Origin of the sequence: Mesorhizobium argentiipisi (SeqCode), from assembly GCF_037179585.1 — a bacterium.
GTDB lineage: Bacteria > Pseudomonadota > Alphaproteobacteria > Rhizobiales > Rhizobiaceae > Mesorhizobium > Mesorhizobium argentiipisi.
The window spans coordinates 490,083-508,477 of the sequence record NZ_JAPYKO010000002.1; the positions used below are offsets into that span (position 1 = coordinate 490,083).

The 18,395-nt window shown below is 63.3% G+C and carries 15 protein-coding genes and 1 pseudogene; 5 read left to right on the forward strand and 11 right to left on the reverse strand.

Translation table 11 applies throughout. The annotated features are described in order from the left end of the window. Window positions 1-29 precede the first annotated feature (29 nt). Together O7A05_RS05265 and O7A05_RS05270 are read left to right on the forward strand one after the other, a co-directional pair. Window positions 30-875, forward strand: coding sequence for an SDR family oxidoreductase (locus O7A05_RS05265; protein ID WP_337091909.1), 846 nt, complete (start codon window positions 30-32; stop codon window positions 873-875). Then, on the forward strand, window positions 872-1,594 hold the full coding sequence (locus O7A05_RS05270) for an SDR family oxidoreductase (RefSeq protein WP_337091910.1): 723 nt from the start codon (window positions 872-874) through the stop codon (window positions 1,592-1,594). Before O7A05_RS05265 ends, O7A05_RS05270 begins: the two co-directional genes overlap by 4 nt. A gap of 45 nt (window positions 1,595-1,639) precedes the next feature. On the opposite strand, the gene O7A05_RS05275 is transcribed toward O7A05_RS05270, so the two are convergent. The 5 genes from O7A05_RS05275 to O7A05_RS05295 form a co-directional block, all read right to left on the reverse strand. Continuing rightward, a complete protein-coding gene (locus O7A05_RS05275; protein ID WP_337091911.1) occupies window positions 1,640-2,098 on the reverse strand; it encodes a carboxymuconolactone decarboxylase family protein in 459 nt (152 codons plus the stop codon). Between the two features lie 37 nt (window positions 2,099-2,135). Further along, window positions 2,136-2,654, reverse strand: coding sequence for an RrF2 family transcriptional regulator (locus tag O7A05_RS05280; protein WP_337091980.1), 519 nt, complete (start codon window positions 2,652-2,654; stop codon window positions 2,136-2,138). Between the two features lie 368 nt (window positions 2,655-3,022). Further along, on the reverse strand, window positions 3,023-4,336 hold the full coding sequence (gene preA / locus O7A05_RS05285) for an NAD-dependent dihydropyrimidine dehydrogenase subunit PreA (RefSeq protein ID WP_337091981.1): 1,314 nt from the start codon (window positions 4,334-4,336) through the stop codon (window positions 3,023-3,025). A gap of 2 nt (window positions 4,337-4,338) precedes the next feature. After that, window positions 4,339-5,703, reverse strand: coding sequence for an NAD(P)-dependent oxidoreductase (locus O7A05_RS05290; protein WP_337091912.1), 1,365 nt, complete (start codon window positions 5,701-5,703; stop codon window positions 4,339-4,341). A 112-nt stretch (window positions 5,704-5,815) separates the two neighbouring features. Beyond that, window positions 5,816-6,550, reverse strand: a complete 735-nt coding sequence (locus O7A05_RS05295; protein ID WP_337091913.1) for a gamma-glutamylcyclotransferase — start codon at window positions 6,548-6,550, stop codon at window positions 5,816-5,818. 424 nt (window positions 6,551-6,974) lie between these two features. Between O7A05_RS05295 and O7A05_RS05300 the strand changes: the two genes are divergently transcribed. Then, window positions 6,975-7,751 (forward strand): VOC family protein, encoded by a 777-nt coding sequence (locus O7A05_RS05300; RefSeq protein WP_337091914.1) that lies wholly within the window; start codon window positions 6,975-6,977, stop codon window positions 7,749-7,751. A 29-nt stretch (window positions 7,752-7,780) separates the two neighbouring features. Here O7A05_RS05300 and O7A05_RS05305 read toward each other — a convergent pair whose 3' ends face one another. Beyond that, window positions 7,781-8,269: a hypothetical protein gene (locus O7A05_RS05305; protein WP_337091916.1), complete on the reverse strand. Its 489-nt coding sequence runs from the start codon at window positions 8,267-8,269 to the stop codon at window positions 7,781-7,783. 196 nt (window positions 8,270-8,465) lie between these two features. Here O7A05_RS05305 and O7A05_RS05310 point away from each other — a divergent pair, with 196 nt between their 5' ends. Next, window positions 8,466-8,858, forward strand: coding sequence for a DoxX family protein (locus tag O7A05_RS05310; RefSeq protein WP_337091917.1), 393 nt, complete (start codon window positions 8,466-8,468; stop codon window positions 8,856-8,858). An 85-nt stretch (window positions 8,859-8,943) separates the two neighbouring features. Here O7A05_RS05310 and O7A05_RS05315 read toward each other — a convergent pair. After that, a pseudogene (locus O7A05_RS05315) lies at window positions 8,944-11,369 on the reverse strand (GcvT family protein). A gap of 64 nt (window positions 11,370-11,433) precedes the next feature. Next, entirely contained in the window at window positions 11,434-12,972 is a 1,539-nt protein-coding gene (locus O7A05_RS05320; RefSeq protein ID WP_337091918.1) for a trimethylamine methyltransferase family protein, read from the reverse strand. A gap of 211 nt (window positions 12,973-13,183) precedes the next feature. Between O7A05_RS05320 and O7A05_RS05325 the strand changes: the two genes are divergently transcribed. Beyond that, entirely contained in the window at window positions 13,184-13,774 is a 591-nt protein-coding gene (locus O7A05_RS05325) for a transglycosylase SLT domain-containing protein (RefSeq protein ID WP_337091919.1), read from the forward strand. Between the two features lie 13 nt (window positions 13,775-13,787). Here O7A05_RS05325 and O7A05_RS05330 read toward each other — a convergent pair whose 3' ends face one another. Genes O7A05_RS05330 through O7A05_RS05340 form a run of 3 tightly spaced genes read right to left on the reverse strand, consistent with a single transcriptional unit; the run spans window position 13,788 to window position 18,366 of the window. Beyond that, window positions 13,788-16,109 (reverse strand): ABC transporter ATP-binding protein, encoded by a 2,322-nt coding sequence (locus tag O7A05_RS05330; RefSeq protein WP_337091920.1) that lies wholly within the window; start codon window positions 16,107-16,109, stop codon window positions 13,788-13,790. Window positions 16,110-16,161: 52 nt separating this feature from the next. Continuing rightward, the gene (locus O7A05_RS05335) at window positions 16,162-17,319 is read right to left on the reverse strand and encodes an ABC transporter permease (protein ID WP_337091921.1); all 1,158 of its coding nucleotides are present in this window, start codon (window positions 17,317-17,319) and stop codon (window positions 16,162-16,164) included. 12 nt (window positions 17,320-17,331) lie between these two features. Then, window positions 17,332-18,366, reverse strand: a complete 1,035-nt coding sequence (locus tag O7A05_RS05340) for an ABC transporter permease (RefSeq protein WP_337091922.1) — start codon at window positions 18,364-18,366, stop codon at window positions 17,332-17,334. Between the last annotated feature and the right edge of the window lie 29 nt (window positions 18,367-18,395).

An 18,395-nucleotide genomic window follows, 5' to 3' on the forward strand; every position in this document is an offset into this window, starting at 1 on the left:
GTTCAGAGCAGCGCAAGGAGGCTCTGAACATGGAACTCAAGGACAAGACAATTCTCGTCACCGGCTCGACCGATGGCGTCGGCCGCGTGGTCGCCGAGCGGCTCGGCGCCAGCGGCGCCCACGTGCTGGTGCATGGCCGCGACGAAAGCCGCGGCAAGACGACCGTGGCCGCCATAGAGGCAAAAGGCGGCAAGGCGGAATTTCTCGCCGCCGACCTCGCTTCGCTTGCCGAAGTGCGCCGGCTCGCCGAAGCCGTGCGCGCAAGGACCGATCGGCTCGACGTCCTGATCAACAATGCCGGCGTCGGCACCGGCGGCCAGGCCGCCAGCCGGCAGGTCAGCGCCGACGGCTATGAGCTGCGCTTCGCCGTCAATTATCTCGCAGGCTTCCTGCTGACGTCGGAGCTCTTGCCGCTCATCACGGCAAGCGCGCCGGCGCGCATCGTCAACGTCGCCTCGGCCGGCCAGCAGGCGATCGATTTCGACGACGTCATGCTGACGCGAGGCTATAGCGGCGTGCGCGCCTACTGCCAGAGCAAGCTGGCGCAGATCCTGTTCACCGTCGATCTGGCGGAGCAGCTCGACGGCACCGGCATCACGGTCAATGCTCTGCACCCCGCAAGCTACATGGACACAACGATGGTGCGGCAGGCCGGGGTCACGCCATGGAGCTCGGTCGAGACCGGCGCCGACGCCATTCTCAACCTGGCAACATCGCCGGCGCTCGAAGGCCGCAGCGGCCGTTACTTCGACGGCCAGCGGGAGTCGCGCGCCGACGCCCAGGCCTATGACGAGAAAGCCCGCCGCCGGTTGCGCGCGCTTAGCCTCGAGCTGATCGGACAATCTTCCGCAACATCCAGGGAAAAGCATTCATGAACGAGACTATCGAACATTGCGTCATCATCGGCGGCTCGTCCGGCATCGGCCTTGCCACGGCCAAAAGGCTGGTCAGCCCCACGATGAAAGTCACGATCACCGGCCGTAACGAGGAGAAATTGAAGAGCGCCTGGAAGAGCCTCGACGGCACCGTCGGCAAGGCCGCCTTCGACGCCACCAAGCCGGACGAGGTCCGGAATTTCTTCGAGCGCCTCGGACCCTTCGATCACCTGGTTCTCGCCGCCAGCGGCGGCAAGGGCCTGGGACCGTTCGCGACGCTCGACCTCGCCGATATCGGCAGCGGCGTCGACGAAAAGATCCGGCCGCAACTCTCCTGCCTGCAGGCGGCCCTGCCGACCTTGAACAAAGCCGGATCGGTGACTTTCATCTCGGCCGTGTCGGCGCAGATTGCCGCGCCCGGCGTGGCCGGCATCGGCGCCATCAACGGCATGCTTTTGACCGTCGCGCCGATCCTCGCCGTCGAGCTGAAGCCTTTGCGCGTCAATGTCGTGGCGCCCGGCGTCATCGACACGCCCTGGTGGGACTTTTTACCGGACGACCAACGGCAGGCGGTGTTTGCCGAATATGCCGGCAAGACGCCAGTCGGCCGCATCGGCCGCGCCGAGGACGTCGCCGAAGCAATCGCCTTCCTGGTCTCGAACAGCTTCATGACCGGTCAGGTGCTGACCTGCGACGGCGGTCTGCGCTTTGCTGCGTGAACAATGAGGCGCGCGGATCTCTCATCCGCGCGCCAGGCCGTCCGATCAGGCGGCCCTGGCTGCCGGCATCGGATGAATCGCATGGAAGGGAATGCACAGCCGGTTCCAGGTGTTGATCATGCCGAGCGCGACCGAGAGCTTGACCAGTTCCTCTTCCGAGAAATGCGCGAGCGTGCGGGCGTAGAGCTCGTCCGATACGCCATTGTCGGCGATCAGCGTCACGGCCTCGGTCCAGGCCAAGGCGGCGCGCTCGCGCTCGGAAAACAGCGGCGATTCCTTCCAGGCCGCGACGAGATAAAGCCGGGTTTCGGTCTCGCCGTCGCGCCTCGCCTCACGGCTGTGCATCTCGACGCAGTATGAGCAGCCATTGATCTGCGACGCCCTGAGCTTGATCAGGTGCAGCAGGCTCACTTCCAACCCGCATTCGTCGACGGCCTTGTTGAGCGCTGACACCGCCTTCATGATTTCCGGCGCCTTGGCAAAGAACTGCAGTCTCGGTTTCATCGTCTTTTTCCTTTCTCGCTTGGGGTGGTTTAGAGGTTCAAATCTGCTTCGGTGAAGCGGATTTCTGGGGCCGCTGGTGGCGCTCGACGAAGGCGCAACTCGCGGCATAGGATCGCGGATCGCCTTCGGCCGCGTACTCCGCCACGATGTCGGACAGCTTCACTTCGGCGAGTGCCGCCCGATAGGCGCGCTCGGCCTTGAGCATCGCGACATTGATACCGCAGGGCTTCACATAGGCGGAGGGATCGATCTTGACCGGGCCGCGCTGGCGGATCTCGCCGCAGCGGAACGCCGGCTCCCGCCCCTCGATGGCCAGCACGATATCGAGCAGCGTGATCTGTTCCGCCGCCCGCGCAAGCCGGTAACCGCCCGCCGGCCCCGGCACCGATTCAAAAATGCGCGCCGCCGTCAGTTGATTGAGATGTTTCAGGAGATAGCTCGGCGACAACCCGAAGCACTCGGCGAGCGCGGCGCCAGGCATGGTGCTGTTGCCATCGACGCTGGCCAGCGTCGCCGCGCAATGGATGGCCGCCTCAACGCCTTCTCCGAGCTTCATCGTGCCGATCTCCAATTCATGGATATTCCATATCGTGGATAATTGTTATCCGCAATAGGGAAATCAAATTGCCCGCCAATTCGCAATGGCAATATGAAAGCGGCGCTTCGCACGACTTGGGTCCCTCGCACCCCGCAAAGCGGGGGAGAGGTGGCCCGGCGAAGCCGGGACGGAGAGGGGGACGACCTTTGCGACGTCAGAATCGATGAAAGAAGAGACCCGAGCGGGATGGAAGACGACCAGAAACCGTCCAGGCAATTCCCAGCGGTTCCAAACCATCTGGGCAATTCCCAGCGGTTCCGAAGGCCCCTCTCCGTCCCGGCTTCGCCGGGCCAACTCTCCCCACTACGTGGGGCGAGGAACCAAGCTTACTCCGCAGCGACCTTGGCCATCGGATTGTTGGGGTGCGTCGTCCAGTTGGCATAGATCGGCGACACCGGCAAACCGGTGCGCTGGTCGAGCACGCCGGCGGCCAGTGGCTGCATGGTGATGCAGCCCTCCACCGGGCAGACATTGACGCAGAGATTACAGCCGACGCATTCGGCTTCGATCACCTCGAAATGCCTCACACCGTCAACCATGCTGGTGATCGCCTGGTGCGAGGTGTCCTCGCAGGCGATGTGACAGCGGCCGCATTTGATGCAGGCGTCCTGGTCGATATGGGCCTTGGCGACATAGTTGAGGTTGAGATACTGCCAGTCGGTGACGTTGGGCGTGGCGCGGCCGATGATGTCGGAGAGCGAGGCGTGGCCCTTCTCGTCCATCCAGTTTTCCAGCCCTGCGATCATCTCCTGTACGATCTTGAAGCCATACGTCATCGCCGCCGTGCAGACCTGCACATTGCCGGCGCCGAGCGCCATGAATTCGGCGGCGTCGCGCCAGGTGGTGATGCCGCCGATGCCGGAGATCGGCAGGCCGTGCGTTTCCGGATCGCGCGCGATCTCGGCCACCATGTTCATGGCGATCGGCTTCACCGCCGGGCCGCAATAGCCGCCATGCGAGCCCTTGCCGTCGATGGTCGGCTGCGGCGCAAAATTGTCGAGATCGACGCCGGTGATCGAATTGATCGTGTTGATCAGCGACACCGCGTCGGTGCCGCCGGCATGCGCCGCCCGGGCCGGCTTGCGGATGTCGGTGATGTTGGGCGTCAGCTTGGTGATGACGGGCATGCGCGTGTATTGTTTGCACCAGCGCACGACCATCTCGATATATTCCGGCACCTGGCCAACCGCCGAGCCCATGCCGCGCTCGCTCATGCCATGCGGGCAGCCGAAATTGAGCTCGATGCCGTCGGCGCCGGTCTCCTCGACCAGCGGCAGGATCGCCTTCCAGCTCTCCTCCACGCAAGGCACCATGATCGAGGCGATCAGCGCCCGGTCCGGCCAGTTCATCTTCACCTGCTTCATCTCGCGCAGGTTGGTCTGCAGGTCGCGGTCGGTGATCAGCTCGATATTGTTGAGGCCAAGCAGGCGGCGGTCGGCGCCCCAGATCGCGCCGTAGCGCGGACCGTTGACGTTGACGACCGGCGGGCCTTCCTCGCCCAGCGTCTTCCACACCACGCCGCCCCAGCCGGCTTTGAAGGCGCGCTCGACATTGTAGGCCTTGTCGGTGGGCGGCGCCGAGGCCAGCCAGAACGGATTGGGCGACTTGATGCCGATGAAGGTGTTGCGGATGTCTGCCATGCTCATGCCCTCCCGTTAGAGGTCAGTGCCCGGTGGATGCTCTCGGCCGCGTCGCGCCCTTGCGCCACTGCCGAAACAGTCAAATCGTCGCCGCCGAAGATGCAGTCGCCGCCCGCCCAGACTTTTGAGAGCGAGGTGCGGCCTTCGGCATCGACCTTGATGCGGCCGCCTTCGAGCTCGATCTGTTCCGCGCTGCCGTTGAGATGCGCCGGCACGAAGCTCTGGCCGATCGCCTTGAACACCTGATCGGCATTGAGCCGCAGCGTTTCGCCGGTGCCGGCGAGCCTGTCGCCGCTCATCGCAGTGTATTCGAGCTCGATAGCCGACACCTTGCCGTTCTCGGCAATGACGCGCTTCGGCTGCAGCCAATGGCGGATGGTGACGCCGTTGGCGGCGGCCAGATCCTGCTCGAACTCCGACGCGTTCATGTGTTCCTGGCCGCGCCGGTAGCAGATCGTCACCTCTTCGGCGCCGAGCAGCTTCGACTGTACCGCGGCGTCGATCGCCGTCATGCCGCCGCCGATGACGACGACGCGCCGGCCGACCGGCAGGCCGGAGAGATCGCTCGCCTGGCGCAGTTCGGCGATGAATTCCACCGCATTGGCAACGCCGTCAGCATCCTCGCCTTCGGCGCGCAACGCGTTGACGCCGCCAAGGCCCATGCCGAGGAAAACTGCATCGTAGTTACGCATCAGGTCAGCAAGCTGGAAGTCGCGACCGAGCGCCTTGCCGTTCTGGATGTCGATGCCGCCGATCGCGGTGACATAGTCCACTTCCGCCTGGGCGAAATCGTCGACGCTCTTATAGGCGGCGATGCCGTATTCGTTGAGGCCGCCGGCCTTCGGCCGCGCCTCGAGGATGGTCACATCATGGCCGTGGCGGGCGAGGCGATGCGCCGCCGCCAACCCCGCCGGTCCGGCGCCGACCACGGCGATGCTCTTCCCGGTCGGTTCGGCGCGCTTGTAGAACTGCTTGCCCTCGCTCATGGCGACATCGGTGGCATAGCGCTGCAGGCGGCCGATCTGCACGGGCTTGCCTTCGGCCACCTCGCGCACGCAGGCCTCTTCGCACAGCGTCTCGGTCGGGCAAACGCGAGCGCACATGCCGCCAAGGATGTTCTGGTCGAAGATCGTCTTGGCCGAACCCAGCGGATTGCCCGTCGCGATCTGCCGGATGAACAGCGGGATGTCGATCGAAGTCGGGCATGCGTTCATGCACGGCGCGTCGTAGCAGAAATAGCAGCGATCGGATTCGACCAGCGCCTCGTGGTGATCGAGCGGCGGGTGCAGGTCGGAAAAATTGTCGGCATATTGATCGGAAGACAGCCGGCCGCCGGCAATGCCTTCGATGAAATGACCAGTCGCCATTCCAGTTCCCCTTGTTGTCGTTTTGGGGAAGGCTAGCACGTTTTATTTTTTTATCAATTGGTCAATTTTCTCCCAAGTAACTGTATTGCTTGCACAAACATGATAATTATAGTCATGTTATAGCCATCGCCACTCCATCAGACGGCTTGGCATTTTCAAACCTCGCAGGATGAATCGACCGGATCTCGTCCGCCACCAGTTCCTGCAGACGCCACAGATTGCGGTCATGGATGCCGAAGGTCTCGAGATGGCTGACGGTGTTGTAGAGATATTCGGCACCGGAGCCGACATGGCCGCACGCCCGTGCCAGTATCTTTGCTACCCTTTCGAGCGGCTGCCGAAGCGACGTGCCCCTGCCGGTCACGCCGACCCAGAAGCCCAGCGCCCGCAGCCGACCTTGCGCCGTGCGCACCGGAACCCACCTGACGGAGGCAACGGCTTCGTGATCGTCGATCTCGCGTCGCAACAGCCTTTCGATCTGGGCGGCCTTGTCACCGTCCGGCAGGCGATAGATCACGCCGTCGCAGCGTCCGCCGCGTTCGAGCGCCATCATCAGTCCGGGCTGCTCGGCGCTGCCTCTCCAGCGCACGAGATCCAGGCAGAAGGAGCGATGCCAGCCATGCGCCGAAGCGCGCTGCTGCTCGACCGACTCGAAGGCTGGTTTCCAGATCAGCGAGCCGTAGGCGAACACCCAAAGCGGTCCCGCGTCGGCTTCGCCGGCGAGGCGCGTGGCAAGCGCGCGGAAATCGTCGTCGCTGAGCTGGGTCCAGTCCCCGCTGGGACCGGGGTCGACCTCCTCCCGGTGGCACAGAGCGACAAGCTCGGGCGTGAGCGACATCTGGCGCATGGAAAATACAGCCCCTCTTTGACGGCAGCAAAGTCGAAAAGCGCCGGCCACGCAAGATCGTGGGCCTGATGCATTTCACCGAGAAGTGTGCTGCGGTTCTGGGACAACGACCTGCATCAAAACAAAGACTTAAAGCGCGCCGCTTAAATCCGTTTCAGCGCGATGAGCTTTAAGCCGCTTGCCGTCCTCGAATTCCGGTCCAGATGTCGGATTTCTGTCGCCAAGATCGTCCTAGGGTGTGTTGAGATTCAGGTCAGGCCGCGCCGAAAACGGCGGTTTTCGAGAACCGGAGCGGAGCGTACTTAAGTACGTGAGCACCGGAAGCGCAGGAAACCGCCGTTTGCAGGCCGGCATCACCTGAACATCAACATACCTTAGGATGGATCGAACAACGATCGCTGCCCGAACCGTGAGGAGACCGACCATGCCGAAATCCCCGCAACCTTTCTTCTGGTACGAGTTGATGACCACCGACCTTGACGCCGCCGAGGCTTTCTACACCGCCGTTGTTGGCTGGAAAGCCGAGCCCTTCGACAAGGCGCCCGGCATGCCCCGCTACATCGTGGTGAATTCCAGCGTGCGCGGCGTCGGCGGGCTGATGACGATGCCGGAAGAACCCGCCAAGATGGGCATGGCGCCGGCTTGGATGGGCTACATTTACACCAAGGACGTCGACGTCTCGACGCAAGCGCTAAAGAACGCCGGCGGTGCCGTCCATCGCGCGCCGGACGACATTCCGGGCGTTGGCCGCTTCGCCGTCGTCGCCGACCCGCAAGGGGCTTCCTTCATGTTCTTGCAGCCCAACCAGCCGGAGCAGCCGCCGGTGCCGGCGACCACGCCCGGCCATGTCGGTTGGCATGAGCTCTACACCTCGGACTGGAAAGCGGCTTTCGATTTCTATTCCAGCCAGTTCGGCTGGGAGAGCGCCGGCCAGTTCGACATGGGCGAGATGGGTATCTACCAGACTTTTGGCGCCGGCCCCGAATCCGGCGGCGGCATCATGAACAAGCCGCCGCAGATCCCGGTCCCCGTCTGGCAGTTCTATTTCAACGTCGATGCCATCGACGCCGCCGCCAAGCGCGTCACCGACAATGGCGGCAAAGTCATCATGGGTCCGATGGACGTGCCGAGCGGCCAGTGGATCATCCAGTGCCAGGACCCGCAAGGCGCGCATTTCGCGCTGCTGGCGCCGGTGCGGTAGCAGTGCCTACGTGACATACTGGCGCCGGATCACTCCGGCGTCAGCACCGCAAGCTTCAGATCGGCCTTCCTGGCGCCGCTGAGCTGGACGACGGCCGCTCCGCCCTGGAGCTTGAAACGCACGCTTTTACGAATGCCCGGGCAGGCCTTCACGCCGCTGAAAGCTGCCGATTTCACGATCTTGCCATCCTGCACGACATCGATCCAAGCCTCGTCGGACAAGCTGAACTGCAGCTCGCCTTCAGGCGGCACCGTCACATTTGCCGTCGCGCCGAAGGTGCCGGCTTTCGGTGCACGGTCAGGCGGCACTTCAAAGCTGACCGTGTCGACGGCCGCGAGCGAGAAATCCACCGCTTGGCCGACCGTCAAGGTAGCGCCGGACTGGGCGGCGGGTGCGGCGGCAAACAGGGCCTGCTCACGTTCAACCGGCCATTTGAAGGCGTCGCAGCCGGTGTCTGCGGCTGCGGCGAAGCTGGTGCCCGCAAGGATTGCGAATAGGCTGATGACGACTTTTCTCATGGTTAAGGGACCTGCCTGGTTTGATGCGTCACCCCATACTAATACAACCATAAGGATATTTATGCAACCACAGAGAGAGAAATATGGGGATTGAAGCCATTTCCACTCACCGATTGTTGATGGCAGGCCACGGGATGTGAGTGGTCCGTCGCCGGGCGATAATTTAAGGCCCGAGCGGCGTACAATGGAGTTTTAGATGAAGCTTTTCGAAAGCCTTGCTCAGTACCGGCCGCAAGCGCTGGGCGCGCTGCGGATCATGACCGCCTTGCAATTCATCGAACATGGATCGCAGAAGCTGTTCAACTTCCCGGCCGCTGCCGAGCTACATGCCCTCACCGGGTTGACGACGGCTGCCGGCATTCTCGAATTCGCCGGCGGTATCCTGCTGGCGCTCGGCCTCTTCACCCGCCCGGTGGCCTTCCTGCTGGCCGGCGAAATGGCCATCGCCTATTTCATGGCGCACATGCCGCGCGACTTCTTCCCCGTCAACAACGGCGGCGACTCGGCGATCTCCTTCTGTTTCATCTTCCTTTATCTGGTATTCGCCGGCTCCGGCGCCTTTGCGCTGGACAACCGCCGCAGCGCCTGAGGGATCGAAGGATGCGCGCCTGGAGGCTTTTTGTTTTGACGCAATTCCGGACGGAAAACCGCTTCGCACTTTTCCTGGAATTGCTCTAGCCGCGCATCCGCTCGAAGTTGGCGTCGAACAGCGGCGCCGCCTGGATGCGCGCTGCATGGCGCTTGCCGAGGATCTCGATCTCGAATCCGTCCGGTCTGTCGGCGATCTCCTTCGGCACATAGCCCATGGCGACCGACGTCTTGGAATTGTGCGCGAAGCCGCCGGAAGTGATCCAGCCGCGCACTACGCCGTCATGCCAGATCGCCTCGTCGCCGATCACATCGGCATCGGCGGCCTCGACGAGAAAGGCGCGCAGCCTGAGCTTGCCGCCTTGCTTGCGCTCGGCGAGCGCCGCTTGCTTGCCTATGAAATCGGCGTCCTTGCCATAGGCGACGAAGCGATCGAGCCCGGCCTCGACCGGCCCGTAGATCGGCCGGTACTCGCGCGCCCATGAGCCGTAATTCTTTTCCAGCCTCAGCGCGTTGAGCGCGCGCGAGCCGAACAGGCCGATCGAAAATTCCTCTCCCGCAGCCAGCAGCGTCTGGTAGGCGGCGCGCTGGTATTCCGGCGCCACCCAGATCTCGTAACCGAGATCGCCGGTGTAGCTGACGCGGCCGACGAGGCATGGCACCATGCCGATATCCATTCGCGCAACCGCCATGAAGGGGAAGGCCGCGTTGGAAACGTCAGCGCGGGTGACTTTGGCGAGCACCGCCCTCGCCTTCGGCCCGGCGATCGCAAGACCGGTGAGCTTCTGCCCCAGCGCCTCGATCCGCACCGAGCCGTCCTTGGGCAGATGCGCCTCGAACCAGCGCATGTGGTACTGCTCGGCGATGCCGGAGCCGGCGATGAACCACTCTGCGTCGTCGATATTGGCTAAAGTGAAATCGCCGATCAGCCTGCCGTCCTCCTTCAGCATCGGCGCCAGGGTCATGCGACCACGCTTGGGCAGCTTGCAGGCAAGTATCCGGTCGAGCCAGGCGGCCGCTCCCTCGCCCATCACCTTGTATTTGGCGAAGTTCGAGATCTCCGACAGGCCGACGCCGTCGCGCACCGCCGCGACTTCCTTGCCGACATGCTCGAAGTCGGTCGAGCGCCGCCACGAGAACTCGTCCTTGACGCCGTCCGGCGCATACCAGAGCGGCACTTCGAGCCCGTAGGACACGCCCCATTGCGCGCCTCTGGCGGCAAGCGTGTCGTAGAGGGGCGTCGTCTTCAGCGGCCGCCCGGCCGGTAGTTCCTCATTGGGGAAGCGGATCGAGAAACGGCGCGAATAATTCTCGCGCACCTTGGCGTTGGTGTAGGCCATCGTCGCCCAGTCGCCATAGCGCGCCACGTCCATCGCCCAGATGTCGGCGCCCGGATCGCCCTCGATCATCCAGTTGGAGAGCGCGAGCCCGACGCCGCCGCCCTGGCTGAAGCCTGCCATGACGCCACAGGCGACCCAGAAGCCCGGCAGGCCGAGCACCGGGCCGACCAGCGGATTCCCGTCCGGCGCAAACGTGAAGGGGCCGTTGATGATCTGCTTGATGCCGGTTTTCTGGAAGGCCGGAAAGTGGCGGAAGCCGACTTCCAGCGACGGCGCGATGCGGTCGATGTCCGGCTCCAGGAGCTCATGGCCGAAATTCCAAGGTGTGGAAAATTCGGACCAGACCTTATTGGCCTTCTCATAGGTGCCCATGAGCATGCCGCCGCGCTCCTGGCGCAGATAGAGCTCGCCGTCGAAATCGACCGCGTGGATGATCTCGGTGCCGGTCTTCTTGTTCCAGTCAGCGACCTCCGGCATGTCCTCGGTGATCAGGTACATGTGCTCCATGGCTAAAGCCGGCAGCTCCAACCCGACCATGCGGCCGACCTCGCGCGCCCAGAGCCCGCCGGCATTGACGACATGCTCTGCGATGATGTCGCCCTTGTTGGTGATGACCCGCCAGAGCCCGTCGGGACGGCGCACGATGTCCTCGACCTTGGTGAAGCGCTCGATCTCCGCGCCGAGCTTGCGCGCCGCCTTGGCATAGGCATGCGTCACGCCGGACGGGTCGAGGTGGCCATCCTCCTTGTTGCGCACGGCGCCGACAAACTGGCTGGGGTCGATGAGCGGCATCAATTCCGCCGCTTCCTTGGCCGAGATCACTTCGAGGTCAATGCCGAGATAGCGGCCCTTGGACACCACGCCGCGCAGCCAGTCGAGCCGCGCCTCGGTCGCCGCCAGAAGCACGCCGCCTGTGAGATGCACGCCCGTGGCTTGGCCGGAAAGCTCCTCGATCTCCTTGTAAAGCGAGATCGTGTATTTCTGCAGCTTGGCAACGTTGGGATCGCCGTTGATGGTGTGCATGCCGCCAGCCGCGTGCCAGGTCGAGCCGGAAGTCAGCTCGTCGCGTTCCAAAGCACGACATCGGTCCAGCCATGACGGGCAAGATGGAACAGCACCGAGCATCCGACGACACCACCACCGATGACCACGACCTTTGCATGCGACTTCATGGACTTTTCTCGTTGGTTCGGTGACGTGAGAAATTGAAATGAGTTAGGACGGGAAGCTGTTCCCTCACGGCTCACCCTGCCCGATCGCTTCCTTGCGGCGCGCCATATAGGCTTCGAGCGCCTCGCGCACGGCGGGATCCATGGCCGGCTGGACATATTCCTCCAGCGCCTTCTTCCACAGCCGCGTCGCGCGCGCCGTCGTATCGAGTCCCCCGGCCTCCTGCCAGGCCTCATAATTCTGCCAGTTGGAAAGCATCGGCTGGTAGAAGGCGGTGGCGTAGCGCTCCAGCGTGTGCGGCTCGCCGAAGAAATGGCCGCCGGTCGGCACCGCGCCCAGCGCCTCGACCGCAAGCTCCGCCTCGTCGACCGCGATCGGCCGCAGGAATTCCATCATGTGCTGGATCATCTCGACATCGATGATGAGCTTTTCGAACGAGGCCGTCAGCCCGCCCTCCTGCCAGCCGGCGGCATGATAGACGAGATTGCCGTGGCCGAGCACCGCGCCCCACAGCGCCATCATCGTCTCATAGGCGCCCTGCGCATCGGCGGCGTTGGAGGCCGAGCCAGGCGTCGTGCGGTAAGGCAATTTGTAGCGCCGCGCCAGCTGTCCCGAAGCGATGTTGGCCTTGGTGTTTTCGGGCGTGCCGAAGGCCGGCGCGCCCGACTTCATGTCGACATTGGAGGTGAAGGCGCCATACATCACCGGCGCGCCCGGACGCACGAGCTGCGTCAGCACGATGCCGAACAGCGCCTCGGCATTCTGCTGCGCCAGCGCGCCCGCCAGCGTCACAGGGCTCATCGCCCCCATCAGCGTGAACGGCGTCACCGCCACCGACTGGCCGTATTCGGCCATCGTCATCAGCCCTTCGGCCATCATCTCGTCGAAGCGGCGCGGGGAGTTGACCGAAATGATGGTGGTGACGCCGGGATCCTCTCCCATCTGCTCCAGCGTCAGCCCGCGCGCGATCGCCATCATCTCGATGCCGTCCAGCGCCCTGCCCCGTCCGATCGCCGAGACATGAAAACATTTGTCGGTCAGCGTCAGGTTGGCGAAATAGGTGTCCATGTGCCTTGTGTTCGCGGGCAGCTCGATCGGCGCGCAGACCTGGTTGCCCAGCATGTGGATGCAGTTGAAATGCTGCGCCAGCCGCACAAGGTCCGAATAATCCGCAAGGTTGCCGGCGCGACGGCCGCGCTCCATGTCATGCACATTGGGCGGGCCAGCAACGAGCGTGAAATTGATGATGCTGCCGCCAAGATGGATGGCCCGAGCGGGATTGCGCGGAGTAAGCGTGTAGTTGCTGCGCGTCGACTTCAGCGCCTCCTCGACCATGCCGCGATCGATGCGCACATTCATCGAGCCATGGTCGACCCTGGCGCCGGCGCGCTCGAACAGCGACAGGGCGCGTGCGCTCATCACCTCGATGCCGAAATTCTCCAGGATGTGCATCGATGCCTGGTGGATGGCCTCGATCTGGTCGGCCGACAACAGCTCCATCGGCGCATAGGGATTCTCCACCCGCCGCGCCGGCAGTTGCGGGATGGCGGCTGGTCCCCGGTTGCTGGTGCGCTCGGCGCCGCGCTTGCGTCTTGGTTCGCTCATGCGCGCATCAGAGCGCCGGCATCACATGCGAGCTGTCAGGAATTCGCCATTTGCCGGCGTGATTTTAGCCACGGCGGCATTTTTCAAAATCGAGGAAAAGAATAGCGACACGAGCAGTCGTGATATCGATGCTCAGCTTTTCGCACCTCCCACGCCCGCGTTAAGGAAGCGCGCAACACTCCTTTTATGATTTCGACCTATTCGTCTTCCAATGCGTAGGTCGAGTTTTAGTAAAATTGTCGCTGTTTCCGTGCTGCTGGCGCTTTCGGCCTGCGCGACGGCGCCCAGCCACATCAACAATGTCTGCGCCGTCTTCGACCAGAATGACGGCTGGTTCGACAACTGGCAATCCGCCGCCGAGCGGACCGAACAGAAATACGGCATTCCCGTTCCCGTGCTGATGGCGACGGTGCGCAAGGAATCCGGCTTCAAGAGCAATGCCCGCCCGCCGCGCACCAAGCTGCTCGGCTTCATCCCGTGGAAGCACGTCTCGAGCGCCACCGGCTACTCGCAGGCGCTCGACGGCACATGGTCGCAATATCAAAGCGAGACCGGCAACTGGGCGGCGCGCCGCACGCGCTTTGCCGACGCCATCGATTTCGTCGGCTGGTACCACTCCAAGACCGCCGACACTTTCGGTATCGCCCGCAACGACACCTACAACCTCTATCTGGCCTATTATCTCGGCTGGACCGCCTATGGCCGCGGCAACCGCGGCGATGCCGGCGTCCAAAGCTACGCGCGCGCCACCGACCAGATGGCCCGCGACTATCAGGCGCAGCTACGGCAATGCGGAAACTAACACCCTTCTGGGGTTAGTGCCGCCTTGTCGTGTCCTTCGGCCTTGAGTCACCGGTTTCCGAATCCTCATCGGGCACTTCGTGGCGACGGGCTTTGAGCACCGCGTCGTTGTCCTCGACGCCTTCTCCGATCGCGTCGGCCTCCGCGCTGGCGTTTTTGCCGTCGGGACGCTGCGGCGGCGCACCCGCAAAGCCCGGCCCTTCGCCGTGCGGCGCGTCGTCCGGCACGCCTTCACGCGCGGCATGTTCCTTATCGAACTTGATGACCGGCTCCATCCTGGCCAGCACGTCGTCCGAAAGCCAGCACAGGCTCGTATGGCCGCCGCCGAGATTCTTCACCGGCGGCACCTTGGTCTCGCATAGATTGTCCGGCACCAGCTTCTTGTAGCCGCATCGCGTCTGGAACGGGCAGCCGGTCGGCGGGTTCATCGCCGAGGGAATGTCGCCTTCGAGCACGATGTGCTTCTTGACCACGCTGGTATCGGCGATCGGGATCGCCGACAGCAGCGCCTCGGTATAGGGATGGTATGGCGGCGAGAAGATCTGGTCGGTCGTGCCCTGCTCGACGATGTAGCCGAGATACATGACGACGACGCGGTCGGCGATGTAGCGCACCACCGACAGATCGTGACTGATGAACAGCATCGTCGTCTTGTTCTTGCGCTGGATATCCATCAACAGCTCGGTCACCGCCGCCTGCACTGACACGTCGAGCGCCGAGACCGGCTCGTCGGCCACCACCACCTTGGCGTCGCCGGCAAAGGCGCGCGCGACGCCGATGCGCTGCTTCTGGCCGCCCGATAGCTGGCGCGGCTTGCGGGTCTCGAAGGCGCGCGGCAGCTTCACCAGGTCGAGCAGTTCCAGCATGCGCTGGCGCCGCTCGGCGACATTCTTGCCGACATTGAACTTCTCCAGCGTGCGGATGATCTGCGATCCGACCGTGTGGCTGGGGTTCAGCGTGTCGAACGGGTTCTGGAACACCATCTGGATCGACGACACCGTATCGACGCCGCGTTTCTCGATCCCTGTCGATTGGATCTCCTTATTGGCTAAAGTCACCGTGCCGGAGCTGGCGGTCTCGAGGCCCAGCAGCACCTTGGCCAGCGTCGACTTTCCGCAGCCGGACTCGCCGACGATCGCCACCGTCTCGGATTCGCGCGCGGTGAACGAGATCGTCTCGTTGGCCTTGACGACGCGGCCTTCGCTGGAGCCGAACACCTCGCTGCCGCCGACCTTGTAGTACTTCTTGAGATCCTGGATCTTCAGCACCGGCGCGCCGGGCTCGACCTTTTCCTTGACCTTCTTGGCGCCGGGCGGCAGCGCCTCCCAGTCGATCTCGTTGAAGCGCACGCAGCGGGAGAAATGCCCCTCATGGCCCTCGACCGGGATCATCGGGATTTCCGCCGCATTGCAGACGCCCTCGACGAAATGGTGGCAGCGCGGCCCGAAATTGCAGCCCTTCGGCCGCTCATGCGGCAGCGGCAGCTGGCCGGGAATGGAGATCAGCGGCCGTGAATTCTTGTCGGCGCCCGGCAGCGGGATCGAACGGAACAGCCCTTGGGTGTAGGGGTGGCGCATCCGGTCGAACACGTCCTCGATCTTGCCGGTCTCGACCGCTTCGCCGGAATACATCACCGTGATCTTGTCGCAGGTCTCGAGGATGAGGCCGAGATTGTGCGACACGAAGATCATCGAGGTGCCGAACTTCTCGCCCAGACCCTTAACCAATTCGACGATGCCGGCCTCGACGGTTACGTCGAGCGCGGTGGTCGGCTCGTCGAGCAGAAGCAGCGCAGGTTTCGACAGCAGTGCCATGGCGATCACGATGCGCTGCTGCTGGCCTCCGGAAAGCTGGTGCGGATAGGAGCGCATCATGCGCTCCGGGTCGGGCAGCTTCACCGCCCGCACCATCTCCAGGGCGCGGTTGTACGCCTCTTCCTTCGACACCTTGTCGTGGATCAGCGGCACTTCCATCAACTGCTGGCCGATCTTCATCGCCGGGTTAAGGCTCGCCATCGGCTCCTGGTAGATCATGGCGATCTTGTTGCCGCGGATCGAGCGCAGCTCATCCTCGGAGAGCTCACCCATGTCCTTGCCCTGGAACTTGATCTTTCCGCCGACGATCTTCCCGATATTGGAGAGGTCGCGCATGATGCCGAGCGACACGGTCGACTTGCCGCAGCCGGACTCGCCGACGATGCCCATCGCCTCGCCGGGCATGACCGTGCAGGAAAAATCCATCACGGCCGGGATCTCGCCCTTGCGGGTGAAGAAGGAGATCGAGAGGTTCTCGATCTCGATGATTGGTTGAGCCGGATTTCGAACTGCCTCGTTCATGGGTCGCTCCAATCCTAAATTGTTTCAGCAGGTAGGGCCTGAACCCACACCATCAATCCTTCATCGACTGTTCGCGCAGCGAGTCCGCCAAAAGATTCAGCCCCAGCACGAACGACATCAGGGCGATCGTCGGCGGCAGCGCCGGATGGATGAAGGACCGCAAGAGCCGGCTGGCGTCCTTGATCGCGGTGCCCCAATCGGGGCTTTCCGGCGCCAGGCCCAGGCCGAAATAGCCGAGCGTTCCGAGCAGGATCGTTGTGTAGCCGATGCGCAGGCAGGCATCGACGATCAGCGGACCGCGCGCATTGGGCAGGATCTCCCACAACATGATGTACCAGGGCGTTTCACCGCGCGTCTGCGCCGCCGCCACATAATCGCGCGTCTTGATGTCCATGGTCAGCCCGCGCACGATGCGGAACACGCCCGGGCTGGAGGCGAACACCACCGCCACGAAGATGTTAAGCTGGTTGGGATCGATGTGCACGATGTGCAGCGGGTCCTTGTCGAAGACCAAACCCGCATAAATCCAGCCGCCTAGGACCAGCGTAATGCCGAGCAGGATATAGAGCCGGTCCGGTCGTTTCTTGTAGCGGGTCCAGAACAGCACGCAGAAGAAGATGATCGGGAACAGGAAGAACAGTCCCGCCATGCCATAGGGGATCGGCGTGTCCATGATGCCCGGCGTCACCAGCAGGTAGAACAACAGGATGACCGGGAAGGCCAGCACCAGATTGGCAAGGAACGACAAGAGGGTATCGATCTTGCCGCCATAATAACCGGCCGGCAGGCCGAGCGTGATGCCGACCATCAGCGCGAAGCCGGTGGCGGCCGGCGCGATGATCAGAACGATCTGGCTGCCATAGACCATGCGCGAGAATACATCGCGAGCGAGCTTGTCGCCGCCGAAATAATAGACGAGCTTGGAGGCCGGCTCGATCGCGCCGGGCAGCGTGTCCTTCATCACCGAGACCTGCGCCAGCGGATCGAAGGGAGAGATGGTGGAAGCGAAGATCGCTGTGAACAGCCAGAACAGGCAGATGAAGACGCCGGCAATGCCGACGCCGCTGTCGAAGAGCTGGCCGTACAGCCCGAGCCGCTTCTTATAGGTAAAGCTGGCGCCCATCACCAGGATGAGCGCGACCCACACCGGCCAGAACCGCCACAGCACGCCGAGAACCACGTCGAAGGCGCTGATATATTCGGTTTGCATCGGCCCTGCCCTCTACTGAACCCTGATACGCGGATTGAGAAACGCGTAGCCGACGTCGGAAATCAGCTGCGTGATCAGCACGATGAACACCGAGACCAGCGAGCAGCCGAGCAGCAGGTCGATGTCGTTGTTGCCGGCGGCCTCGACCAGCGTGTAGCCGAAACCCTGGTAGCGGAACATCACCTCGACGATGACAACGCCGGTGAGCAGCCACGGAAACTGCAGCATGATAACGGTGAAGGGCGCGATCAGCGCGTTGCGCAATGCATGCTTGATCACGACGCTGCCGAAGGAAAGGCCCTTCAGCCGGGCGGTGCGGATATATTGCTGCGTCATTACCTCGACCATCGAGGCGCGTGTCATGCGCGCAATATAACCGATGCCGTAGATCGCCAGCGTGATCACCGGCAGCGTGAAATTGTAGAAGGTGATGCCCTGGCTGGCCGACGCCGCCGAGCCGTTCAGCCAGCCGAGCCAGGATGCGAAGATGACGGTGAAGATGACGCCCGATACATATTCGGGCGTCGCCGTCGAGGCGATCGAGGCCACCGACAGCACACGGTCGGTGCGCGAGCCTTCGCGCATGCCGGCGAGAATGCCGATCAGCAGCGAGATCGGCACCATCACCGCCAGCACCCAGAACATCAGCAATCCGGTGGCGCCGAGGGCCGGGAACAGCTTGGCCGCGACCGTCGTCTTGAACTTGGTCGAGCAGCCGAAATCGCCCTGCAGAACGCCTGAGAATGCCGGCTCGGTCGGGTCGTTGCAGAAGGAGAAGCGCTGCGTCGTCTTGCCGGTCGCCGGATCGGTGATCGGGTGCTTGGGCAGGACGCCCAGCCATTGGCCGTAGCGCAGGAAGAAGTTCTGCCGGTAGCCATGATTGACCAGCCAGCTTTCGAGCTGGTCGGCGGCCGTGTGCATCTCGGTCTGGCTGATCGCCAGTTTCTTCAGATTGGGCTCGAGATTGACGAGGAAGAAGACGACCAGCGTCAGGCACAGCATCGTGAGCAGTATCGTGCCGATGCGTCTGGCGATGAATGCGAACATGTGCCCCCCTGCCGGCCGGGTTGGGGTCA

What these genes read in the sequence shown, in the direction of transcription:
- O7A05_RS05265 (WP_337091909.1), top strand. Translation starts at nt 30, where the DNA reads ATGGAACTCAAGGACAAGACAATTCTCGTCACCGGCTCGACCGATGGC.
- O7A05_RS05270 (WP_337091910.1), top strand. Translation starts at nt 872, where the DNA reads ATGAACGAGACTATCGAACATTGCGTCATCATCGGCGGCTCGTCCGGC.
- O7A05_RS05275 (WP_337091911.1), bottom strand. Translation starts at nt 2,098, where the DNA reads ATGAAACCGAGACTGCAGTTCTTTGCCAAGGCGCCGGAAATCATGAAG.
- O7A05_RS05280 (WP_337091980.1), bottom strand. Translation starts at nt 2,654, where the DNA reads ATGAAGCTCGGAGAAGGCGTTGAGGCGGCCATCCATTGCGCGGCGACG.
- preA (WP_337091981.1), bottom strand. Translation starts at nt 4,336, where the DNA reads ATGGCAGACATCCGCAACACCTTCATCGGCATCAAGTCGCCCAATCCG.
- O7A05_RS05290 (WP_337091912.1), bottom strand. Translation starts at nt 5,703, where the DNA reads ATGGCGACTGGTCATTTCATCGAAGGCATTGCCGGCGGCCGGCTGTCT.
- O7A05_RS05295 (WP_337091913.1), bottom strand. Translation starts at nt 6,550, where the DNA reads ATGCGCCAGATGTCGCTCACGCCCGAGCTTGTCGCTCTGTGCCACCGG.
- O7A05_RS05300 (WP_337091914.1), top strand. Translation starts at nt 6,975, where the DNA reads ATGCCGAAATCCCCGCAACCTTTCTTCTGGTACGAGTTGATGACCACC.
- O7A05_RS05305 (WP_337091916.1), bottom strand. Translation starts at nt 8,269, where the DNA reads ATGAGAAAAGTCGTCATCAGCCTATTCGCAATCCTTGCGGGCACCAGC.
- O7A05_RS05310 (WP_337091917.1), top strand. Translation starts at nt 8,466, where the DNA reads ATGAAGCTTTTCGAAAGCCTTGCTCAGTACCGGCCGCAAGCGCTGGGC.
- O7A05_RS05320 (WP_337091918.1), bottom strand. Translation starts at nt 12,972, where the DNA reads ATGAGCGAACCAAGACGCAAGCGCGGCGCCGAGCGCACCAGCAACCGG.
- O7A05_RS05325 (WP_337091919.1), top strand. Translation starts at nt 13,184, where the DNA reads ATGCGTAGGTCGAGTTTTAGTAAAATTGTCGCTGTTTCCGTGCTGCTG.
- O7A05_RS05330 (WP_337091920.1), bottom strand. Translation starts at nt 16,109, where the DNA reads ATGAACGAGGCAGTTCGAAATCCGGCTCAACCAATCATCGAGATCGAG.
- O7A05_RS05335 (WP_337091921.1), bottom strand. Translation starts at nt 17,319, where the DNA reads ATGCAAACCGAATATATCAGCGCCTTCGACGTGGTTCTCGGCGTGCTG.
- O7A05_RS05340 (WP_337091922.1), bottom strand. Translation starts at nt 18,366, where the DNA reads ATGTTCGCATTCATCGCCAGACGCATCGGCACGATACTGCTCACGATG.